Genomic DNA, 16117 nt, shown 5'->3' on the forward strand with positions numbered 1-16117 from the left:
GTCGGTGGTCTTCTCTACAGTGGAGTGGTCTCAACCGGGATCGGCCGTCGTCACCGCACGTCCCTGATCCCGGTCCGATCGTCTAAAGGGGAGCCGCCGCGTGTCCGGGTCGTTCGTTCATCTTCACAATCACACCGAGTTCTCGATGCTCGACGGTGCTGCGAAGATGTCGCCGCTGTTCGCCGAGGCGCAGCGGTTGGAGATGACCGCGATCGGCATGACCGACCACGGCAACATGTTCGGCGCCAGCGAGTTCTACAACACCGCACGCAAGCACGACATCAAGCCGATCATCGGGATCGAGGCGTACATCGCGCCCGATTCGCGGTTCAACACCAAGCGCGTGCTGTGGGGCACCCGCGATCAGAAGTCCGACGACGTGTCGGGCTCGGGCGCCTACACGCACATGACGATGGTCGCCGAGAACGCGACCGGGTTGCGGAACCTGTTCAAGCTGTCGTCGTTGGCCTCGCTCGAGGGCCAGCTGGGCAAGTGGGCGCGAATGGACGCCGAGATCATCGCCGAGCACGCCGAGGGCATCATCGCGACCACCGGCTGCCCGTCCGGCGAGGTCCAGACCCGCCTGCGGCTGGGACACGAGGCGGAGGCGCTGGAGGCGGCGGGCCGCTGGCAGGAGATCTTCGGCAAGGAGAACTTCTACCTCGAGCTGATGGAGCACGGGCTGGAGATCGAGCAGCGGGTCCGGTCGGGTCTGCTCGACATCGGCCGCAAGCTCGGGATCAAGCCGCTGGTCACCAACGACTGCCACTACGTGACCCGCGATCACGCCGAGGCGCACGAGGCGCTGCTGTGCCTGCAGACCGGTAAGACGCTGTCGGATCCGACGCGATTCAAGTTCGACGGCGACGGCTACTACCTCAAGTCGGCGCAGGAGATGCGGGCGCTGTGGGACGACGTGGTGCCCGGCGGCTGCGATTCGACGTTGGAGATCGGCGAGCGGGTCCAGTCGTACGCCGAGGTCTTCGCCCACCACGACCGGATGCCGATCTTCCCGGTGCCCGACGGCTACACGCAGGAGACGTGGCTGGAGCGAGAGGTGATGGCCGGCCTCGACCGCCGCTTCGACGGCGGGCAGCCGCCCGCCGACTACGTCTCGCGCGCCGAGTACGAGCTCCGCGTCATCAACCAGATGGGTTTCCCGGCGTACTTCCTGGTGGTCGGCGACCTGATCGCGCACGCGCTCGAGGTCGGCATCCGGGTGGGGCCGGGCCGAGGCAGCGCGGCCGGTTCGCTCGTCGCGTGGGCGTTGGGCATCACCAACATCGACCCGATCCCGCACGGCCTGCTGTTCGAGCGGTTCCTGAATCCCGAACGCGTGTCCATGCCCGACATCGACATCGACTTCGACGACCGTCGTCGCGGCGAGATGATCACCTACGCGTCCAACAAGTGGGGCCACGACAAGGTGGCGCAGGTCATCACCTTCGGCACCATCAAGACCAAGGCGGCGATCAAGGACTCGGCGCGCGTGCAGTTCGGGCAGCCGGGCTTCGCGATCGCCGACCGGATCACGAAGGCGCTGCCGCCACCCATCATGGCCAAGGACATCCCGGTCTGGGGCATCACCGATCCCAAGCACGAGCGGTACTCGGAGGCCACCGAGGTCCGCACGCTGATCGAGACCGACCCGGACGTCAAACGGATCTACGACACCGCCCTCGGGCTGGAGGGGCTGGTCCGCAACGCCGGCGTGCACGCCTGCGCGGTGATCATGTCGAGCGAGCCGCTGACCGACGCCATCCCGGTGTGGAAGCGTGCTCAGGACGGCGCCATCATCACCGGCTGGGATTACCCGTCGTGCGAGGCCATCGGCCTGCTGAAGATGGACTTCCTCGGGCTGCGCAACCTCACCGTCATCGGTGATGCGATCGAGAACATCAAGACCAACCGCGGCATCGACCTCGACCTCGACAAGCTGCCACTCGAAGACGACAAGACCTACGAGCTGCTGGCCCGCGGCGACACCCTCGGCGTCTTCCAGCTCGATGGTGCGGCCATGCGCGAGCTGCTGAAGATGATGCAGCCCACCGGCTTCGAGGACATCGTCGCCGTGCTGGCCCTGTACCGGCCCGGTCCGATGGGCGTCAACGCGCACACCGACTACGCCAAACGCAAGAACGGCCTGCAGGACATCAAGCCGATCCACCCCGAGTTGGAGGAGCCGCTCAAGGAGATCCTCTCGGAGACCTTCGGTCTGATCGTCTACCAGGAGCAGATCATGCAGATCGCTCAGAAGGTGGCGGGCTACTCCCTCGGGCAGGCCGACCTGCTGCGTCGCGCCATGGGCAAGAAGAAGAAGGAGATCCTCGACGAGGCCTACGACGGCTTCGCCGAGGGCATGCGGAACAACGGCTTCTCCCAGGAGGCCATCACCGCGCTGTGGGAGACGGTCCTGCCCTTCGCCGGTTACGCCTTCAACAAGTCGCACGCCGCCGGCTACGGTCTCGTCTCGTTCTGGACCGCCTACCTCAAGGCCAATTATCCGGCCGAGTACATGGCCGGTCTGCTCACCTCGGTGGGCGACGACAAGGACAAGGCCGCGATCTACCTGTCGGACTGCCGCAAGATGGGCATCACCGTGCTGCCGCCCGACGTCAACGCCTCGCGTGCGGACTTCGCCGCCGTCGGCGAGGACATCCGCTTCGGTCTGGCCGCCATCCGCAACGTCGGCACGGGCGTCGTCTCGTCGATCATCGCCGCGCGTGAGGAGAAGGGGGCCTACACCAGCTTCTCCGACTACCTCGGCAAGGTCGACGTCCACGCCTGCAGCAAGAAGGTCACCGAATCGCTCATCAAGGCCGGCGGCTTCGACTCCCTCGGGCACGACCGCAAGGGCCTGTTCCTGGTGCACGCCGATGCGATCGACGCGGTGCTGTCGACCAAGAAGGCCGAGGCCATCGGGCAGTTCGACCTGTTCGGCGGCGCGGGCGGCGGTGACGACGCCGCCACCGACGTCTTCGCGGTCAAGGTGCCCGAGGACGAGTGGGAGTCCAAGCACAAGCTCGCACTCGAGCGCGACATGCTCGGCCTGTACGTCTCGGGGCATCCGCTGGCCGGCGTCGAGCACGCGCTCGCTGCGCAGACCGACACCTCCATCACCTCGCTGCTGGAGGGCGGAGTCGCCGACGGCGCGCAGATCACCATCGGCGGCATCATCTCCTCGGTCACCCGCCGGGTCAACAAGAAGGGCGAGCCGTGGGCGGCGGTGACCATCGAGGACATGGTCGGCGGGGTGGAGGTCTACTTCTTCCCCCGCGCCTACGTCGCGTACGGCATGGATCTGGTCGCCGACAACATCGTCCTGGTGCGTGCCCGCGTCAACAAGCGTGACGACTCGACGATGATCAGCGCCAACGATCTCGCCGTCCCGGACCTGTCGGCGGTCGGCACCACCAAGCCGCTCAACCTCACCCTGTCGGCGCGCGTGTGCACGCCGGACCGGGTGAGTGCACTCAAGCAGATCCTCGTCCGTCACCCCGGCACGTCCGACGTCCACGTGACGCTGGTCAGCGAACGCAAGCAGACGCAGTTGCGGCTGACCGAGGAGCTGCGGGTGGCGCCCACATCGGCGCTGATGGGCGACTTGAAGGCGCTGCTGGGTCCCGGCTGCCTGGCGTAGCGGAACGGGGTGAGTTTCGGGTCGCCGAAACTTTTCTGCCGGGTCGGCTACAATCGGAGTCATGACCACGCTGACCGACCTGATTCCGGAACCCGCAACGCCGCGCTCGATCGCGTCGGTTCCGGTGTTCGGGGTGCCGTGGCCGGTCAACAAGCTGGCTGCCGTCGTCGCCGGCGTGCTCGCGGCGGTGCTGACCTTTGCGATCACCGCGTCCGGTGTCGCCGCCATGTGGGTCAGCGCGGTCGTGGTGCTGGCCGTGTGGTGGGGCGGCTTCCGTCTCCTCGCGGTGCGGTGGGACGATGGAGGGCGTGACTTCATCGCCGAAAACCGCCCCCGCCGCTGATCTCGGTCTGACTCCGGCGAGCATTGAGGACGCGGCCCGCCGACTGAACGGCGTGGTGCGGCGTACCCCGCTGGAACGCTGCCCCCGGCTCAGCGCGGACACGGGCGCGCGGATTCACCTCAAGCGCGAGGATCTGCAAGCGGTTCGTTCGTACAAGATCCGCGGCGCCTACAACGTGATGGCACAGCTGACCCCCGAGGAGCTGGCGGCCGGCGTGGTGGCGGCCAGCGCGGGCAACCACGCACAGGGAGTCGCGTTCGCGTGCGCCACCATGAAGGTGCCCGGGCGGATCTACGTCCCGACCACCACGCCGAAGCAGAAGCGCGATCGCATCCTGTGGCACGGCAAGGACTTCGTCGAGTTGATCGCCGTCGGCGACACCTACGACGCGGCCGCGTCGGCGGCGCAGAGCGACGTGGTGCGCACCGGCGCCAGCTGGATCCACGCCTTCGACGACCCCCGCACCGCGTCGGGGCAGGGGACCATCGGCAAGGAGATCGCCGAGCAGTTGGGCGTCGATCCCGACGTCGTGATCCTGCCCGTCGGCGGCGGCGGATGCATGGCGGGGATCGTCACCTACCTGCGGGACGCGTGCCCGAACGTGGCGATCGTCGGCGTGGAGCCGTACGGCGCCGCCTCGCTGGCGGCGGCGCTGGTGAACGGTGAGCCGTACACCCTGGCGACCGTCGACTCCTTCGTCGACGGTGCCGCCGTCAAACGGGTCGGCGGTCTCGGCCACGATGTGATGGCCGCGGCGGGCGCGCGCGTCGTCGAGCACCCGGTGTTCGACGAGATTCCCGGCGAGCCGCACGTTCCGGTGATCGCGAAGGCCGACATCGACTTCGCGCCCGGCAGCGTCACGGTGATGACGGTCAGCGAGGGCGCGATCTGTTCGACGATGCTCGAGCTCTATCAGAACGAAGGGGTCATCGCCGAACCGGCCGGCGCGCTCGCCGTCACCGCGGTGCAGGAACTCGACTTTCCCGCGGGAGCCAATGTGGTCGCACTGGTCTCCGGCGGCAACAACGACGTCTCGCGGTACGGCGAGATCATCGAGCGGTCGCTGGTCCACCGCGGTCTCAAGCACTACTTTCTGGTCGACTTCCCGCAGGAGCCCGGTGCGCTGCGCCGCTTCCTCGACGAGGTGCTCGGCCCGGACGATGACATCACGCTGTTCGAGTACGTCAAGCGCAACAACCGGGAGACCGGGGCCGCGCTCGTCGGCATCGAACTCGGTGACCGGACCGGGATCGACGGGCTCAAGGACCGCATGAACCGGTCCCGGCTCGACGTCGAGTGGCTGGAGCCCGGCACGCCGGCGTACCGCTACCTGACCTAGTGTCCTGCTCCGGCGATCCGCGAATCGAACAGCCACATCTCGATCACGTCGCCACGGCATCCCAGCTCGCTGCTCCATCTGGCGATCAGCTCGGTGTAGCGGGAGTACGTCGCGGCAGGCCAGTTGCCGCCGGCTCGCAACGAGTCCCAACCATGTGTGCGCAGTGTCGAGGCAACGCGGGAGTCGAGGATCAACGATCGATGATGCGGGTCGCCACCCCCGGCGAAGTACAGGAACTTCGTGAAGAACGCGGGGCCGAGGTATCGGATCGCATTCCTCCGCCCAGGCCGCAGAAGCGAGTAGGCGGCGAGAGGGTCGCGGCGGGCTTCAAAACTCAGGTGCGGTGAGCTGCGAGGTATCGGTCGGTCGCATCGGGGCTCCTTTGCTCGGCCATTGCGATGAACCGTAGCCGGTGACCCCGACATCGGGCGCAGATCGCGTATTCGCGGTCTGCGCCCGGCCCGAGCCTCACCTCTGGTTGATCCGGATCAGATTTCCCGCGGGATCGCGGAAGGCGCAGTCTCGCACGCCGTAGTTCTGGTCGGTGGGTTCCTGGACGACGTCGGCACCGGCGGCGACGAGCGTGTCGAACACGGCGTCGAGGTCGTCGGCCGACAGGGTGAGCGCGCCGTAGGAACCCTTGGCGATCAGGTCCAGAATCGTCTCGCGCTCGGCGTCGGTGATGCCGGGATCGACGGCCGGCGGGTGCAGCACGATCGAGGTGCCCGGCTGCCCGGCCGGGCCGACGGTGAGCCAGCGCATGTCCTGGTATCCGACGTCCTTGCGGACCTCGAAACCGAGCGCGTCGCGATAGAAGCCGAGCGCCGCCTCGGCATCGGTGTGGGGGAGGAAGGCGTAATTGATCTCAATGTTCATGCGCTCCACGCTAAGTGGTGTGACCGGTCCGCGCTTCTTGATTCCTGACCGGTCTGGCGACCTGCTTGGCCAGGCAGGGCGGAACACCGTGCAACTTGTCGACGTCGCCGCGCTGATACACGCTCGGCGGCACGCCGACGAGCTCGGTGAAGCGAGTGCTGAACGTCCCGAGCGACGAGGAGCCGACGGCGAAGCAGACCTCCGTGACCGACATGTCGCCCCGTCGCAGGAGGGTCATGGCCCGCTCCACGCGCCGGGTCATCAGATACGAGTACGGCGACTCGCCGTAGACGCGCTTGAACTCGCGGCTCAGATGGCCCGCCGACATGTAGGCCCCGCGGGCGAGTTCCTCGACGTCGAGAGGGCGGTCGTACTCGCGGTCGATTCGGTCGCGCACTCTGCGGATGGCGGTCAGCGCGGCCGTCCGACGGTCGCGGTCGTCGTTGCGTGAACCCACCACTGCATCATCGCATTCGTCCGAGTTCGCCGCATTCGACCGGGGGTGCTGAAGGGCCCCGGTTTGCTGGGGACCAACGACTCTGTACCGCACAATCCGGACCCGTTCCTGGGGCTTTCCTACATAGGTGAAGTTATGTGTGGCGCCGCGCACACACGTAAGAATTTGCTGTGTATATTACGTCCGAGCGGCCCGATGGACCGCAGCGGCGGGGACCGACGTGAGTCGGAGACCGCCGCCGACGCCAGGTGGGTGGAGAGGCGAAGGCAGGGGAGTGAGCACAGACACGGTGGAGCCGGAGCCGCGTACTGCTGCGCGACGCTGGTCCGACAACGGTGCGCGCAGATGGTTCGACGAGCACATCAAGAAGTCGTTCGAGACCTTCGGTCGTCAGCTGGCCATGTTCGTCGAGGTCTTCAAAGTTCTGATCGAGGACATCGTCAAGCGGCGGTTCCCATTCAAGGAATTCGTTCGCCAGTGCGCGTTCATGTCGTCGACGTCGGTGTTCCCGACGCTGCTGGTGGCGATTCCGATCGGTGTCATCGTGTCGATCCAGGTGTCGAACATCGCCGGCCAGATCGGTGCCACCTCGTTCTCGGGTGCGGCGACCGGGCTGGGCGTGATCCGGCAGGGCGCACCGCTGGTGACGTCCCTGCTGCTGGCCGGCGCCGTCGGCTCCGCGATCGCCGCCGACCTCGGCTCGCGCACCATCCGGGAAGAGATCGACGCCATGCGCGTGATGGGGGTGAACCCGATCCAGCGGCTGATCTCGCCGCGGCTGCTGGCGACGATGGTCGTCTCCTTCCTGCTCTGCGGCTTCGTCTGCTTCGTCGGCTTCATCACCGGCTATCTGTTCAACGTGTACTTCCAAGGCGGCACCCCCGGCAGCTACACCGGCACCTTCGCGTCCTTCGCCGGCGTGCCCGACCTGCTCTTCGCGCTGGTCAAAGCGGTGATCTTCGGGGCGATCGTGGCGATCGTGGCCTGCGACCGCGGCCTGTCGACCAGCGGCGGTCCGGCCGGCGTGGCCAACTCGGTGAACGCCGCGGTCGTGAACTCGGTGATCCTGCTCTTCACCGTCAACGTGGTCCTGACCCAGGTCTTCGCCCTCGTCGTTCCCGCGAAGGTGGTGTGAGATGACCGCCTCCCGGTATGTGCCGCCGCTGCTGCGGCCGATGGAATGGCTCAAGAAGCTCTGGGAGGGCCCGCGCGACGCGATCGTCGCGATGGGGCACCTGATCACCTTCCTCGTCCGATCGATCGGTCTGGCACCGATCACCTTCACCCACTACCGCAAGGAAGTGTGGCGACTGCTGTCCGACGTGGCGTGGGGCAACGGCGCCATCGTCGTCGGCGGCGGCACCGTCGGCGTGATGATCATCCTCGGCGTGATGGGCGGTGCGACCGTCGGCATCGAGGGCTACACGGCGCTGAACCTGCTGGGCATGTCGCCGATCACCGGCGGACTGTCCGCATTCGCGACGACCCGCGAGATCGCCCCGCTGCTGGCGGCGACCGCCTTCACCGCGCAGTCGGGCTGCCGGTTCACCGCCCAGCTCGGGTCGATGCGGATCAGCGAAGAGATCGACGCCCTCGAATCGATCGCCATCCGGCCCCTGCCGTACCTGGTGACTACTCGGATGGCCGCGGCCGTACTGTCGATCATCCCGCTGTACGCGATCTCGCTGGCCGCCAACTACGTCGCCTGCCAGGTGATGTTCCAGTTGCAGTCGGGGCAGGGGACCGGCACCTATCTGCACTACTTCGACCAGTTCATGCTCTCGCGAGACGTCTTCTTCTCGTTCCTCAAGGTGATCGTGTTCGTGCTGCTGACGACCTTCATCCAGTGCTACTACGGGTACTTCGCCTCGGGCGGCCCGGAGGGCGTCGGAGTCGCTGCCGGCCACGCGATCCGGCTGTCGATCATCACGATCGTCTTCGCGAACCTGATCCTGACCCTGGTCTTCTGGGGCACCTCCGCCGGCATCAAGATATCGGGATAGCTGATGAGAATCGACACCGGCGGCAGAGATCCGTCAGTTAAGGCGTACTTCATCCGCGGCGTGGCCTTCCTCGCGGTCGCCGCCGTGGTCTTCGGGCTGCTCCTGGCGCGGTACGAGGGCAAGTTCGACAGTCGGACCGAGGTGACCGCACAGCTCACCGACGTCGGCGACGGCCTCGTCTCCGGCGCCGACGTCCGCTACAACGGCTTCATCGTCGGTTCGGTCGACTCGCTCACCCTGGTGGGCACCGGGGACAATCCGACCAAGGACGTCGCGCTGATCCTGGATCCGAAGCAGGCGGCGGGCATCCCGTCGAACACCACCGCGCGCACCGTGCCGTCGAACCTGTTCGGCGTCAACTCGGTGGAGTTGATCGCACCCGCGACGCCGGCGTCGACACCGCTCGCGGGCGGCGACGTCGTCAAGGCCGACACCTCCGAACCGACGATCCGGCTGCAGGACGCGCAGAACGAACTGCGCACCCTGCTGCGCAGCGTCCCGCCGGAGGATCTGGGCATGGTGCTCGGCACGATCGCCGACGCGCTGCAGGGCGGCGGCGCCACGTTCTCGACCTTCGTCGGGGTCCTCGACACCTATTGGAAGGCGATCAACGACCAGTTCCCGCCGGGCGCGCCGTCGGGCTTCGACAACTTCAACCGCGCCATCAAGGGACTTGCGGCCTCGACACCCGAACTCCTCGACGCCATCGGGAAGTCGGTGGTGCCCGCGATGACACTGGCCGAGAACTCCGAGCAGCTCACCGCGCTGCTGTCGGCGAGCCAGGGCATGCTCGATCAGACCCAGACGCTGTTCGCCAAGAACGGCGACGGCGGCAAGCGCATCGTCCGCGACCTCAATACGATGCTCGGCGCGATGATGCTGGAGCCGGACTCCATGCCCGAGGCGCTGCAGCAGCTCTACGTGCTGGCCGGCCGGGTGCTCGGGGTGTTCACCGGTGTCAACGGGCACGTGCAGCTGAACCTCGGCGTCAACTTCGGCGCCTACCAGCAGTACACCCGGGTCAACTGCCCGGTGTACGACGGCGGTCGTTACGGCCAGCTGCGCGGTCCCGGATGCGTCGGGCCCGGAACCGGCACCGGACCCACGATGTCGGGACCGTTGACGGTGTATCCGCCCGGCATGAGACGTGCCGCGGCCCGCAAGCCGGTCAGCTCGGTCACCACCGGCACTGACGGGAAGACGCTCAAGCGAGCCCTCGGCCGCAAGCCGACCTCGGCCGACCAGCTGATGCTGGGGCCGCTGGTCTCGGCCGTCACCCCCGAGGAGGGAGGCCAGTGAGCCAGGCGAAATCGAGCATCCGCAAACCGCTGATCGGATTCTCCCTGTTCGCGGTCGTGGCGCTGCTGATGACCTACCTGATCTGGTCGACGCTGGAACGGTCGGTCACCGGATCCACCAGCGGTTTCTCCACCCAGTTCAACGACGTCTCCGGACTCGCGGTCGGCGACGACGTGCGCATGGCCGGAGTCCGCGTCGGCCGGGTCGAGTCGATCTCGCTCGTCGGCGGGCACGCCGAGGTCGACTTCCAAGTCCAGGACGACCAGCGCGTGTACGCCAACACCCGTGCGGCCATCCGCTACCAGAACCTGATCGGCCAGCGCTATCTGGCGCTCTCGCTCGACGGGCCGACCCCGCAGGCGCAGCTGTCGAAGGGATCGAAGCTGCGGCTGCCGGGCGAGGACTCGTTCGACGTCACCAAGCTGCTGGCCGGCTTCCAACCGGTGTTCGACACCCTCACCCCCGAACAGGTGAACTCGCTGTCGGAGAGTCTGATCCAGACCTTCCAGGGCAACTCCGTGTCGCTCTCGCGCACGATCGCCGAGATCGGGCAGGTGGCCTCCGACATGGCAGACCGCGACCAGGTGCTCGGCGCGATCATCACCAACCTGGGCGTGGTCATGCGCGAACTCGCATCGCAGGGCAACCAGATGCAGACCCTGCTCGACGGCGCAGGCAAGCTCGTCGAAGGCCTCAACGGCAATTCGCAGCAGTTCGGCCGGGCCGTCGACCAGATGGGGCAGACGGCGGCCGGCTTCGCCGACGTCTTCGCCAAGAACCGCGCCAGCCTCCGGTCGGCGGGGACGGCGGCGCGTGAGGCGACGACGAAGCTGATCGCCAGCGGCGCCAAGATGGACGACCTGGCCGTCCAGCTGCCGATCTTCCTCGGCCACTTCCCGAACGTGATGATGCAGGGTGCGTACTTGAACATCTATGCCTGTGACTTGGACATCTCCATCGGAGACGTCTTCTTCCCGCCCGGTCTGATCACCCAGATCGGCGGCACCAACCATTCGGTGGTGTGTCGATGAGGAACCGCCTGGCAGCATCGTTCAACGGCAACCGCGGTCTCTGGTACGGCATCTTCGGCGCCATCGGGATCATCGTCGTGCTGGTGGCCGTGGTCGGCTTCAGCACCGCAGGCATCGGCAAGCGCACATACACCGCGGACTTCGCGCAAGCCGGCGGCATCCGTCCCGGCGACAAGGTGCGGGTCGCGGGCATCGACGTCGGCGAGGTCTCGAAGACCACTCTGGCCGGTGACCACGTCAAGATCGACATGCTGATCTCCGACGACGTCGACGTCAAGGACGACGGATCGGCGGAGATCAAGATGTCGACGCTGCTGGGACAGCGGTACATCGACGTGGTGCTGGGCACCGGCGCGAAGAGCGCCCCGAACCACCGCATCGCGAAGACCTACGTGCCCTACGACCTGCAGCAGACATTGGCGAAGGGAACGCCGGTGCTGGCGGGCATCAAGCCCGACGAACTCACCGACAGCATCCGCACCCTCTCGACGCAGCTGGCGGGCGCGCCCGCCGTCATGGGCCCGACGCTGGATGCGCTGACGCGGATGTCGGAGGTGCTCAACAATCGCCACGATCAGATCAATCAGCTGCTGAAGGACACCGATGCGGTGACCAAGCAGGTCACCGACAGTCAGTTCCAACTGTCGATCATCGTCGGTCAGGGTGCTCAGCTGGCGAGCAAGATCGTCGCCCGCGAGCGCCTGGTGACCCGGATGCTCGACGGGGTCGCGGCCCTCACCGACCAGGCCACCGCGGTCGCCGAGGAGAACGGCGACCAGTTCGGCCCGGTGATGGCGAACCTGAACACGATCGCCAACGGGCTGGAGAAGAACCGTGACAACCTGCGCAAGCTGCTGGAGGTGCTGCCGGTGACCGCACGGCTGACCACCAATCTGATGGCCGACGGTCCGTACGCCAACGGCTACCTGCCGTGGGGCCTGTTCCCGGACAACTGGCTGTGCGCGGCCCGGGTGGTGGACGGATGCTGACCTCGACCCGACTCCGGCGCGGACTGGCCGCTGCCGCCGTCACCATGGCGACCGCGCTGACGGTCACCGGATGCTCGCTGGTGCCCGCGACGTGGACCGCGGCGCTCGGGCAGGCCAACACGGTGACCGCCTACTTCGACGACGTCTCCGGCATCTTCGAGGGCAACGACGTCGCGATCCTCGGGATGCCGGTCGGTCGGATCACGTCGGTCCAACCCCAGGGCACGCGCGTGAAGGTCACGATGACCGTCGACAACAGCATCGACGTGCCCGCCGACGTGACCGCGGCGATCGTCAACACGTCGATCGTCACCACCCGCCACATCGAACTGTCGCCCACCTACCGCGGCGGGCCCAAGCTCGGCGACGGGGACGTCATCGAGCACACCGAGGCGCCCGTGGAGATCGGGACGCTGTTCGACTCGATCGACAAGATCGTCAAGTCGATGTCGGGGGACAGGCCCGGCGAAGGGCCGATCGCCGACTTCGTCGACGTGACCTCAGGGATCGCCTCGGGCAACGGCGAGAAGCTGCGCCAGGCCCTCGACTCGCTGTCGAAGGCGGGCAAGCTCGGCGCCGACAACGGCGACGCGATCGCCTCGATCATCAAATCGCTGAGCACCCTGACGACCGCGCTGACCGACAACTATCCCAAGATGAAGCAGTTCTCGGCGTCGATGACGCAGGTGTCGCAGATGTTCGGCGATCAGTCGGTCGGGCTCGTCGCCTCTCTGCACGATCTGAATCAGATGCTGCAGAACACCTCGGAGTTTCTCTCGGGCAACTCGGCTGCGATCAGCGCCTCGACGGGTCGGCTGGCGGCCGTGATCGCGAACCTGTCGGACTTCTCCCGCGAAGTGGTCGAGACGATCGACGTGGCGCCGCTGCTGTTCCAGAACCTGTCGAATTCGATCTCGGCCGAGCAGGGCGCCTGGCGGGCGTCGGTGCTGCTCGACAAGTCGCTGCTCGACAACGAGTCGCTGTCGAAGCTGTGCGAGGCCATCAACCTCGATCGCAAGGGCTGCAACACCGGCCAGTTGAAGGACTTCGGACCGGACCTGGGCATCTACTCCGGACTGTTGGAGCTGAGTAGGAAATGATGCTGAACAAGAAGGCCGGGATCGCGGCCGTCGCGCTGCTCACCTCCGTCTGCCTGAGCGCCTGCGGGGTGGTTCCCGGCGTCACCGTCGAACAGATCCCGCTGCCCGCTCCCGGTGGAATCGGGGACGCGATGACGGTGCACACCTCGTTCGAGAACGCGCTCAACCTGCCGAACAAGGCCAAGGTGAAGCTCGGCGGCATGAACGTCGGTGAAGTGGAGTCGATCGTCGCGAAGAACTATCGCGCCGAGGTGACGATGAAGGTGTCGAAGGACACGCGGCTGCCGATCGGCACCGGAGCCGAACTCCGGCAGGCGACCCCGCTCGGCGACGTCTTCGTCGCCCTGCAGCCGCCCGCCGACTCCTCGCGCGGCTTCGTGACCGACGGCGGATCGCTCACCGGACCCACCTCGGCGGCGGCGACCATCGAGGACCTGCTCGTCTCGATGACCGGCCTGGTCGACTCGGGGTCGGTGAGCTCGCTGCAGCGGATCTTCACCGAGCTCAGCACCGCGATCGGCGGCAACGCGCCCGAGCTGCGCGGCGCCATCGACGGCTTCACCACCGCCATCGACAAGTTCAACAAGAACTCGGCGGCCGTCGACGAGGCGATGGCGACGACCGCCGCATGGTCGAAGGAACTGGCCGACGGTCGCGCGCAGATCGCCGCCGCGGTCAACAGGCTGCCTGCGGCGATCAACACCGTGAACAGCCAACTCGAGATGATTCTGACGACCTTCGACAAGTCGAACAAGGTCACCGCGGCGACCAACGACTTCCTGAACTCGCAGCAGGCCGACTTCACCGAGCTGCTCGGCCACCTCAACACCACGCTGGTCGCGTTGAACAACTCGGCGCCGATCTTCGGTCCGCTCGCCGACCGGCTTGCCGAACTGACCCCGAAGTGGGCCAAGTCCACCTCGGGCAGTGCGGCCGCGGTCTCGGCGAAGGTGTACTGGCTGACGCCGGGCGTCGGCTTCGACGCGGCCACCCGGCTGCCGGAGGGCGCCGACATCACCAACGGGATGCACAGCATGGAGCAGACACTGGCGCGGATCATCGCGCGGCTCACCGGAACCAAGGGGTGCTGCTCATGATGACGTGGTTGCGCAAACGCAAGATCATGCTGGGCAACCTGGCCCTGATCGGCGTGATGATCCTCGGGCTGGCGTTTCTGGCGTTCAACAGTCTGAGCTGGCGTCCGTGGCAGAACACCTACGAGGTCACCGTGCACTTCCCGGAATCCGGCGGCCTGCAGGACACCAGCAAGGTGATGCTCCGCGGCTCCCAGATCGGCGAGGTCCGACACATTCAGGTGACGCCGAAGAGCGTCGATGTGACCCTCCGGCTGCGCGACGAGTTCAAGATCAACAAGGGTGCCAAGTTCTCGGCACTGGGCCTGTCGGCGGCCGGCGAACAGTACGTCAACATCACCCCGACCACCGACGAGGGCCCCTACCTGAGCGGTGGCGACGAGATCCAGGTGGGCCAGACCCACGTGACGGCCCCCTTCGCGGGGATGCTGCAGTCGACGCTCGACGTGATCAGTCAGATCGACGCGCCGAAGCTGACCGCGACGCTGCAGGAACTGGAGATCGCGCTCAACGACCGCGGCCCCAACCAGCTCAAGTCGATCTTCAACTCCGGCGGCGTCATCTTCGCCGACCTGGCCAAGGTGCTGCCGCAGACCACCAAGCTCATCTCGAACCTGGGAACGGTCTTCAAGACCACCGCCGACATCCAACCCGACTTCGGGCGGCTGGCCGGCGGTCTGGACGAGCTGTTCGCTGCGGCCGCGGCCGCCGACGGCGAACTGCGCAGCCTGCTCGGCAACGGTCCGGCCCAGTTCACCAGTCTCACCGGCTCGCTGGCGACCATCACCGATCCGCTGACCGACGTGCTGGCGCAGTTCCTCGACGTCGCCCGCCAGGGCGTCCTGCGCGCACCCGCGCTCGCGACCTTGTTCCCGTCGATCCGGGACGGCTCGATCCAGGCGCAGAAGATGTTCCACGGCGGCGCGTGGTGGGCGATCGCATCGCTGTATCCGCGACCGTCATGCAACTACCAGCTCTCACCGGTGCGGCCGACGAAGATCCTGGAGCTGACGGTCCCCAAGAACCTGTACTGCGTCACCGAGGATCCCAGCCTGCAGGTGCGCGGGGCGGCGAACGCGCCGCGCCCGGCGGGGGACGACACCGCGGGCCCGCCGCCCGGTTACGATCCGAATGCGCGAACGGTTCCGCTCGACAAGTGATCGAGAACCCAGCCAAGTGATGAAGTACGCAGACAAGTGATGAAGGACGCATGAGTTCAGCTGATTCGAAAGACGGTGCGGCGGTCGACGTGGACGACGAAACGTCGGCAACGACGGAGACCGTCGCCGACGAGGATCGTCGCGATCCGACGAATGCTGACCGGCGGGCCGCCCGCCGGGTGCAGCGAGCCGATTCCGACGGTGCCGCGGTGACGATCTCGATGCGGCTGATCAAGCGGATCGCCGCCGCCCTCGTGGTGATCGCGGTCCTGGCCGTGATCGCGGTCGGCGGCTGGCAGCTGTATCAGAAGGACCAGCAGCTGGCGGCCTTCGACGACAGCAAGGCCGCAGCGTCGAACTTCGTCGTCACCTACTTCGAGGCGATGGGCGGGCAGAACGCGACCGCCGATTCGCTGCGCAAGGCGGTCGGTCCGCTCAGCACCGGCGACTTCAAGAAGCGGCTGCAGTCCGACGCCGTCGTCAGCACCGAGTTCATGAAAGCGAACAAGGTCGAGAACATCAAGACCGCGGTCACCTCGTCGATGGTCGAATCGTTCGACGCCGACCGTGCGACGGTCGTCCTGGGCGTCGACGTGTCGGGCACCAGCGCGATCAGCGCGGGCGGCGGCAAGAACGCCATGCTGCTCGCGCTGAGCATGCAGAAGGTCGACGGCCAGTGGCTGGTCAGTGCCATCGAAGCGGGCCCGGGCGTGACGGTCGCCGCACAGCAGAATGCGGGCGCGCCGGCGCCGGCGCCCGCACCGAGCCCGGGCGGCTGAGGTACGG

At 67.0% G+C, this 16117-nt stretch carries 15 protein-coding genes; 12 read left to right on the forward strand and 3 right to left on the reverse strand.

Annotation, left to right across the window (positions count from 1 at the left end; translation table 11 throughout):
- Positions 1 to 100 precede the first annotated feature (100 nt).
- The 3 genes from dnaE (at position 101) to ilvA (ending at position 5322) form a co-directional block, all read left to right on the forward strand.
- Positions 101 to 3640, forward strand: coding sequence for a DNA polymerase III subunit alpha (gene dnaE / locus AAFO60_RS12540; RefSeq protein ID WP_347956538.1), 3540 nt, complete (start codon positions 101 to 103; stop codon positions 3638 to 3640).
- Between the two features lie 61 nt (positions 3641 to 3701).
- Positions 3702 to 3983: a hypothetical protein gene (locus tag AAFO60_RS12545; RefSeq protein ID WP_347956539.1), complete on the forward strand. Its 282-nt coding sequence runs from the start codon at positions 3702 to 3704 to the stop codon at positions 3981 to 3983.
- On the forward strand, positions 3940 to 5322 hold the full coding sequence (gene ilvA / locus AAFO60_RS12550; RefSeq protein ID WP_347956540.1) for a threonine ammonia-lyase IlvA: 1383 nt from the start codon (positions 3940 to 3942) through the stop codon (positions 5320 to 5322). Before AAFO60_RS12545 ends, ilvA begins: the two co-directional genes overlap by 44 nt.
- On the opposite strand, the gene AAFO60_RS21000 is transcribed toward ilvA, so the two are convergent.
- The 3 genes from AAFO60_RS21000 to AAFO60_RS12560 are packed head-to-tail and all read right to left on the reverse strand — an operon-like array spanning position 5319 to position 6655.
- On the reverse strand, positions 5319 to 5747 hold the full coding sequence (locus tag AAFO60_RS21000; protein ID WP_432211708.1) for a hypothetical protein: 429 nt from the start codon (positions 5745 to 5747) through the stop codon (positions 5319 to 5321). The two genes, ilvA and AAFO60_RS21000, sit on opposite strands and share 4 nt — an antisense overlap.
- A gap of 43 nt (positions 5748 to 5790) precedes the next feature.
- Positions 5791 to 6198 carry a VOC family protein gene (locus AAFO60_RS12555; protein WP_347956541.1) on the reverse strand — a complete coding sequence of 136 codons (408 nt, stop codon included), beginning with the start codon at positions 6196 to 6198 and terminating at the stop codon, positions 5791 to 5793.
- Between the two features lie 10 nt (positions 6199 to 6208).
- On the reverse strand, positions 6209 to 6655 hold the full coding sequence (locus AAFO60_RS12560; RefSeq protein WP_347956542.1) for a helix-turn-helix transcriptional regulator: 447 nt from the start codon (positions 6653 to 6655) through the stop codon (positions 6209 to 6211).
- 289 nt (positions 6656 to 6944) lie between these two features.
- On the opposite strand from AAFO60_RS12560, the gene AAFO60_RS12565 reads away from it, so the two are divergent.
- Genes AAFO60_RS12565 through AAFO60_RS12605 form a run of 9 tightly spaced genes read left to right on the forward strand, consistent with a single transcriptional unit; the run spans position 6945 to position 16110 of the window.
- Positions 6945 to 7790 carry an MlaE family ABC transporter permease gene (locus tag AAFO60_RS12565; RefSeq protein ID WP_347956593.1) on the forward strand — a complete coding sequence of 282 codons (846 nt, stop codon included), beginning with the start codon at positions 6945 to 6947 and terminating at the stop codon, positions 7788 to 7790.
- 1 nt (position 7791) lies between these two features.
- A complete protein-coding gene (locus AAFO60_RS12570) occupies positions 7792 to 8658 on the forward strand; it encodes an ABC transporter permease (RefSeq protein ID WP_347956543.1) in 867 nt (288 codons plus the stop codon).
- 3 nt (positions 8659 to 8661) lie between these two features.
- Complete coding sequence (locus AAFO60_RS12575) at positions 8662 to 9957, forward strand: MlaD family protein (protein WP_347956544.1); 1296 nt, start codon at positions 8662 to 8664, stop codon at positions 9955 to 9957.
- Entirely contained in the window at positions 9954 to 10988 is a 1035-nt protein-coding gene (locus AAFO60_RS12580; protein ID WP_347956545.1) for an MCE family protein, read from the forward strand. Before AAFO60_RS12575 ends, AAFO60_RS12580 begins: the two co-directional genes overlap by 4 nt.
- A complete protein-coding gene (locus AAFO60_RS12585; protein WP_347956546.1) occupies positions 10985 to 11977 on the forward strand; it encodes an MCE family protein in 993 nt (330 codons plus the stop codon). The genes AAFO60_RS12580 and AAFO60_RS12585 overlap by 4 nt, the downstream gene beginning before the upstream one ends.
- On the forward strand, positions 11971 to 13077 hold the full coding sequence (locus tag AAFO60_RS12590) for an MCE family protein (RefSeq protein ID WP_347956547.1): 1107 nt from the start codon (positions 11971 to 11973) through the stop codon (positions 13075 to 13077). Before AAFO60_RS12585 ends, AAFO60_RS12590 begins: the two co-directional genes overlap by 7 nt.
- On the forward strand, positions 13074 to 14174 hold the full coding sequence (locus tag AAFO60_RS12595) for an MlaD family protein (RefSeq protein WP_347956548.1): 1101 nt from the start codon (positions 13074 to 13076) through the stop codon (positions 14172 to 14174). The genes AAFO60_RS12590 and AAFO60_RS12595 overlap by 4 nt, the downstream gene beginning before the upstream one ends.
- Positions 14174 to 15331 carry an MlaD family protein gene (locus tag AAFO60_RS12600; RefSeq protein ID WP_347956594.1) on the forward strand — a complete coding sequence of 386 codons (1158 nt, stop codon included), beginning with the start codon at positions 14174 to 14176 and terminating at the stop codon, positions 15329 to 15331. The genes AAFO60_RS12595 and AAFO60_RS12600 overlap by 1 nt, the downstream gene beginning before the upstream one ends.
- Before the next feature lie 50 nt (positions 15332 to 15381).
- Positions 15382 to 16110 carry a hypothetical protein gene (locus AAFO60_RS12605; protein ID WP_347956549.1) on the forward strand — a complete coding sequence of 243 codons (729 nt, stop codon included), beginning with the start codon at positions 15382 to 15384 and terminating at the stop codon, positions 16108 to 16110.
- The last annotated feature ends 7 nt before the right edge of the window (positions 16111 to 16117 follow it).

This window comes from Gordonia aichiensis (assembly GCF_039946255.1).
GTDB classification, from domain to species: Bacteria; Actinomycetota; Actinomycetes; order Mycobacteriales; family Mycobacteriaceae; genus Gordonia; species Gordonia aichiensis_A.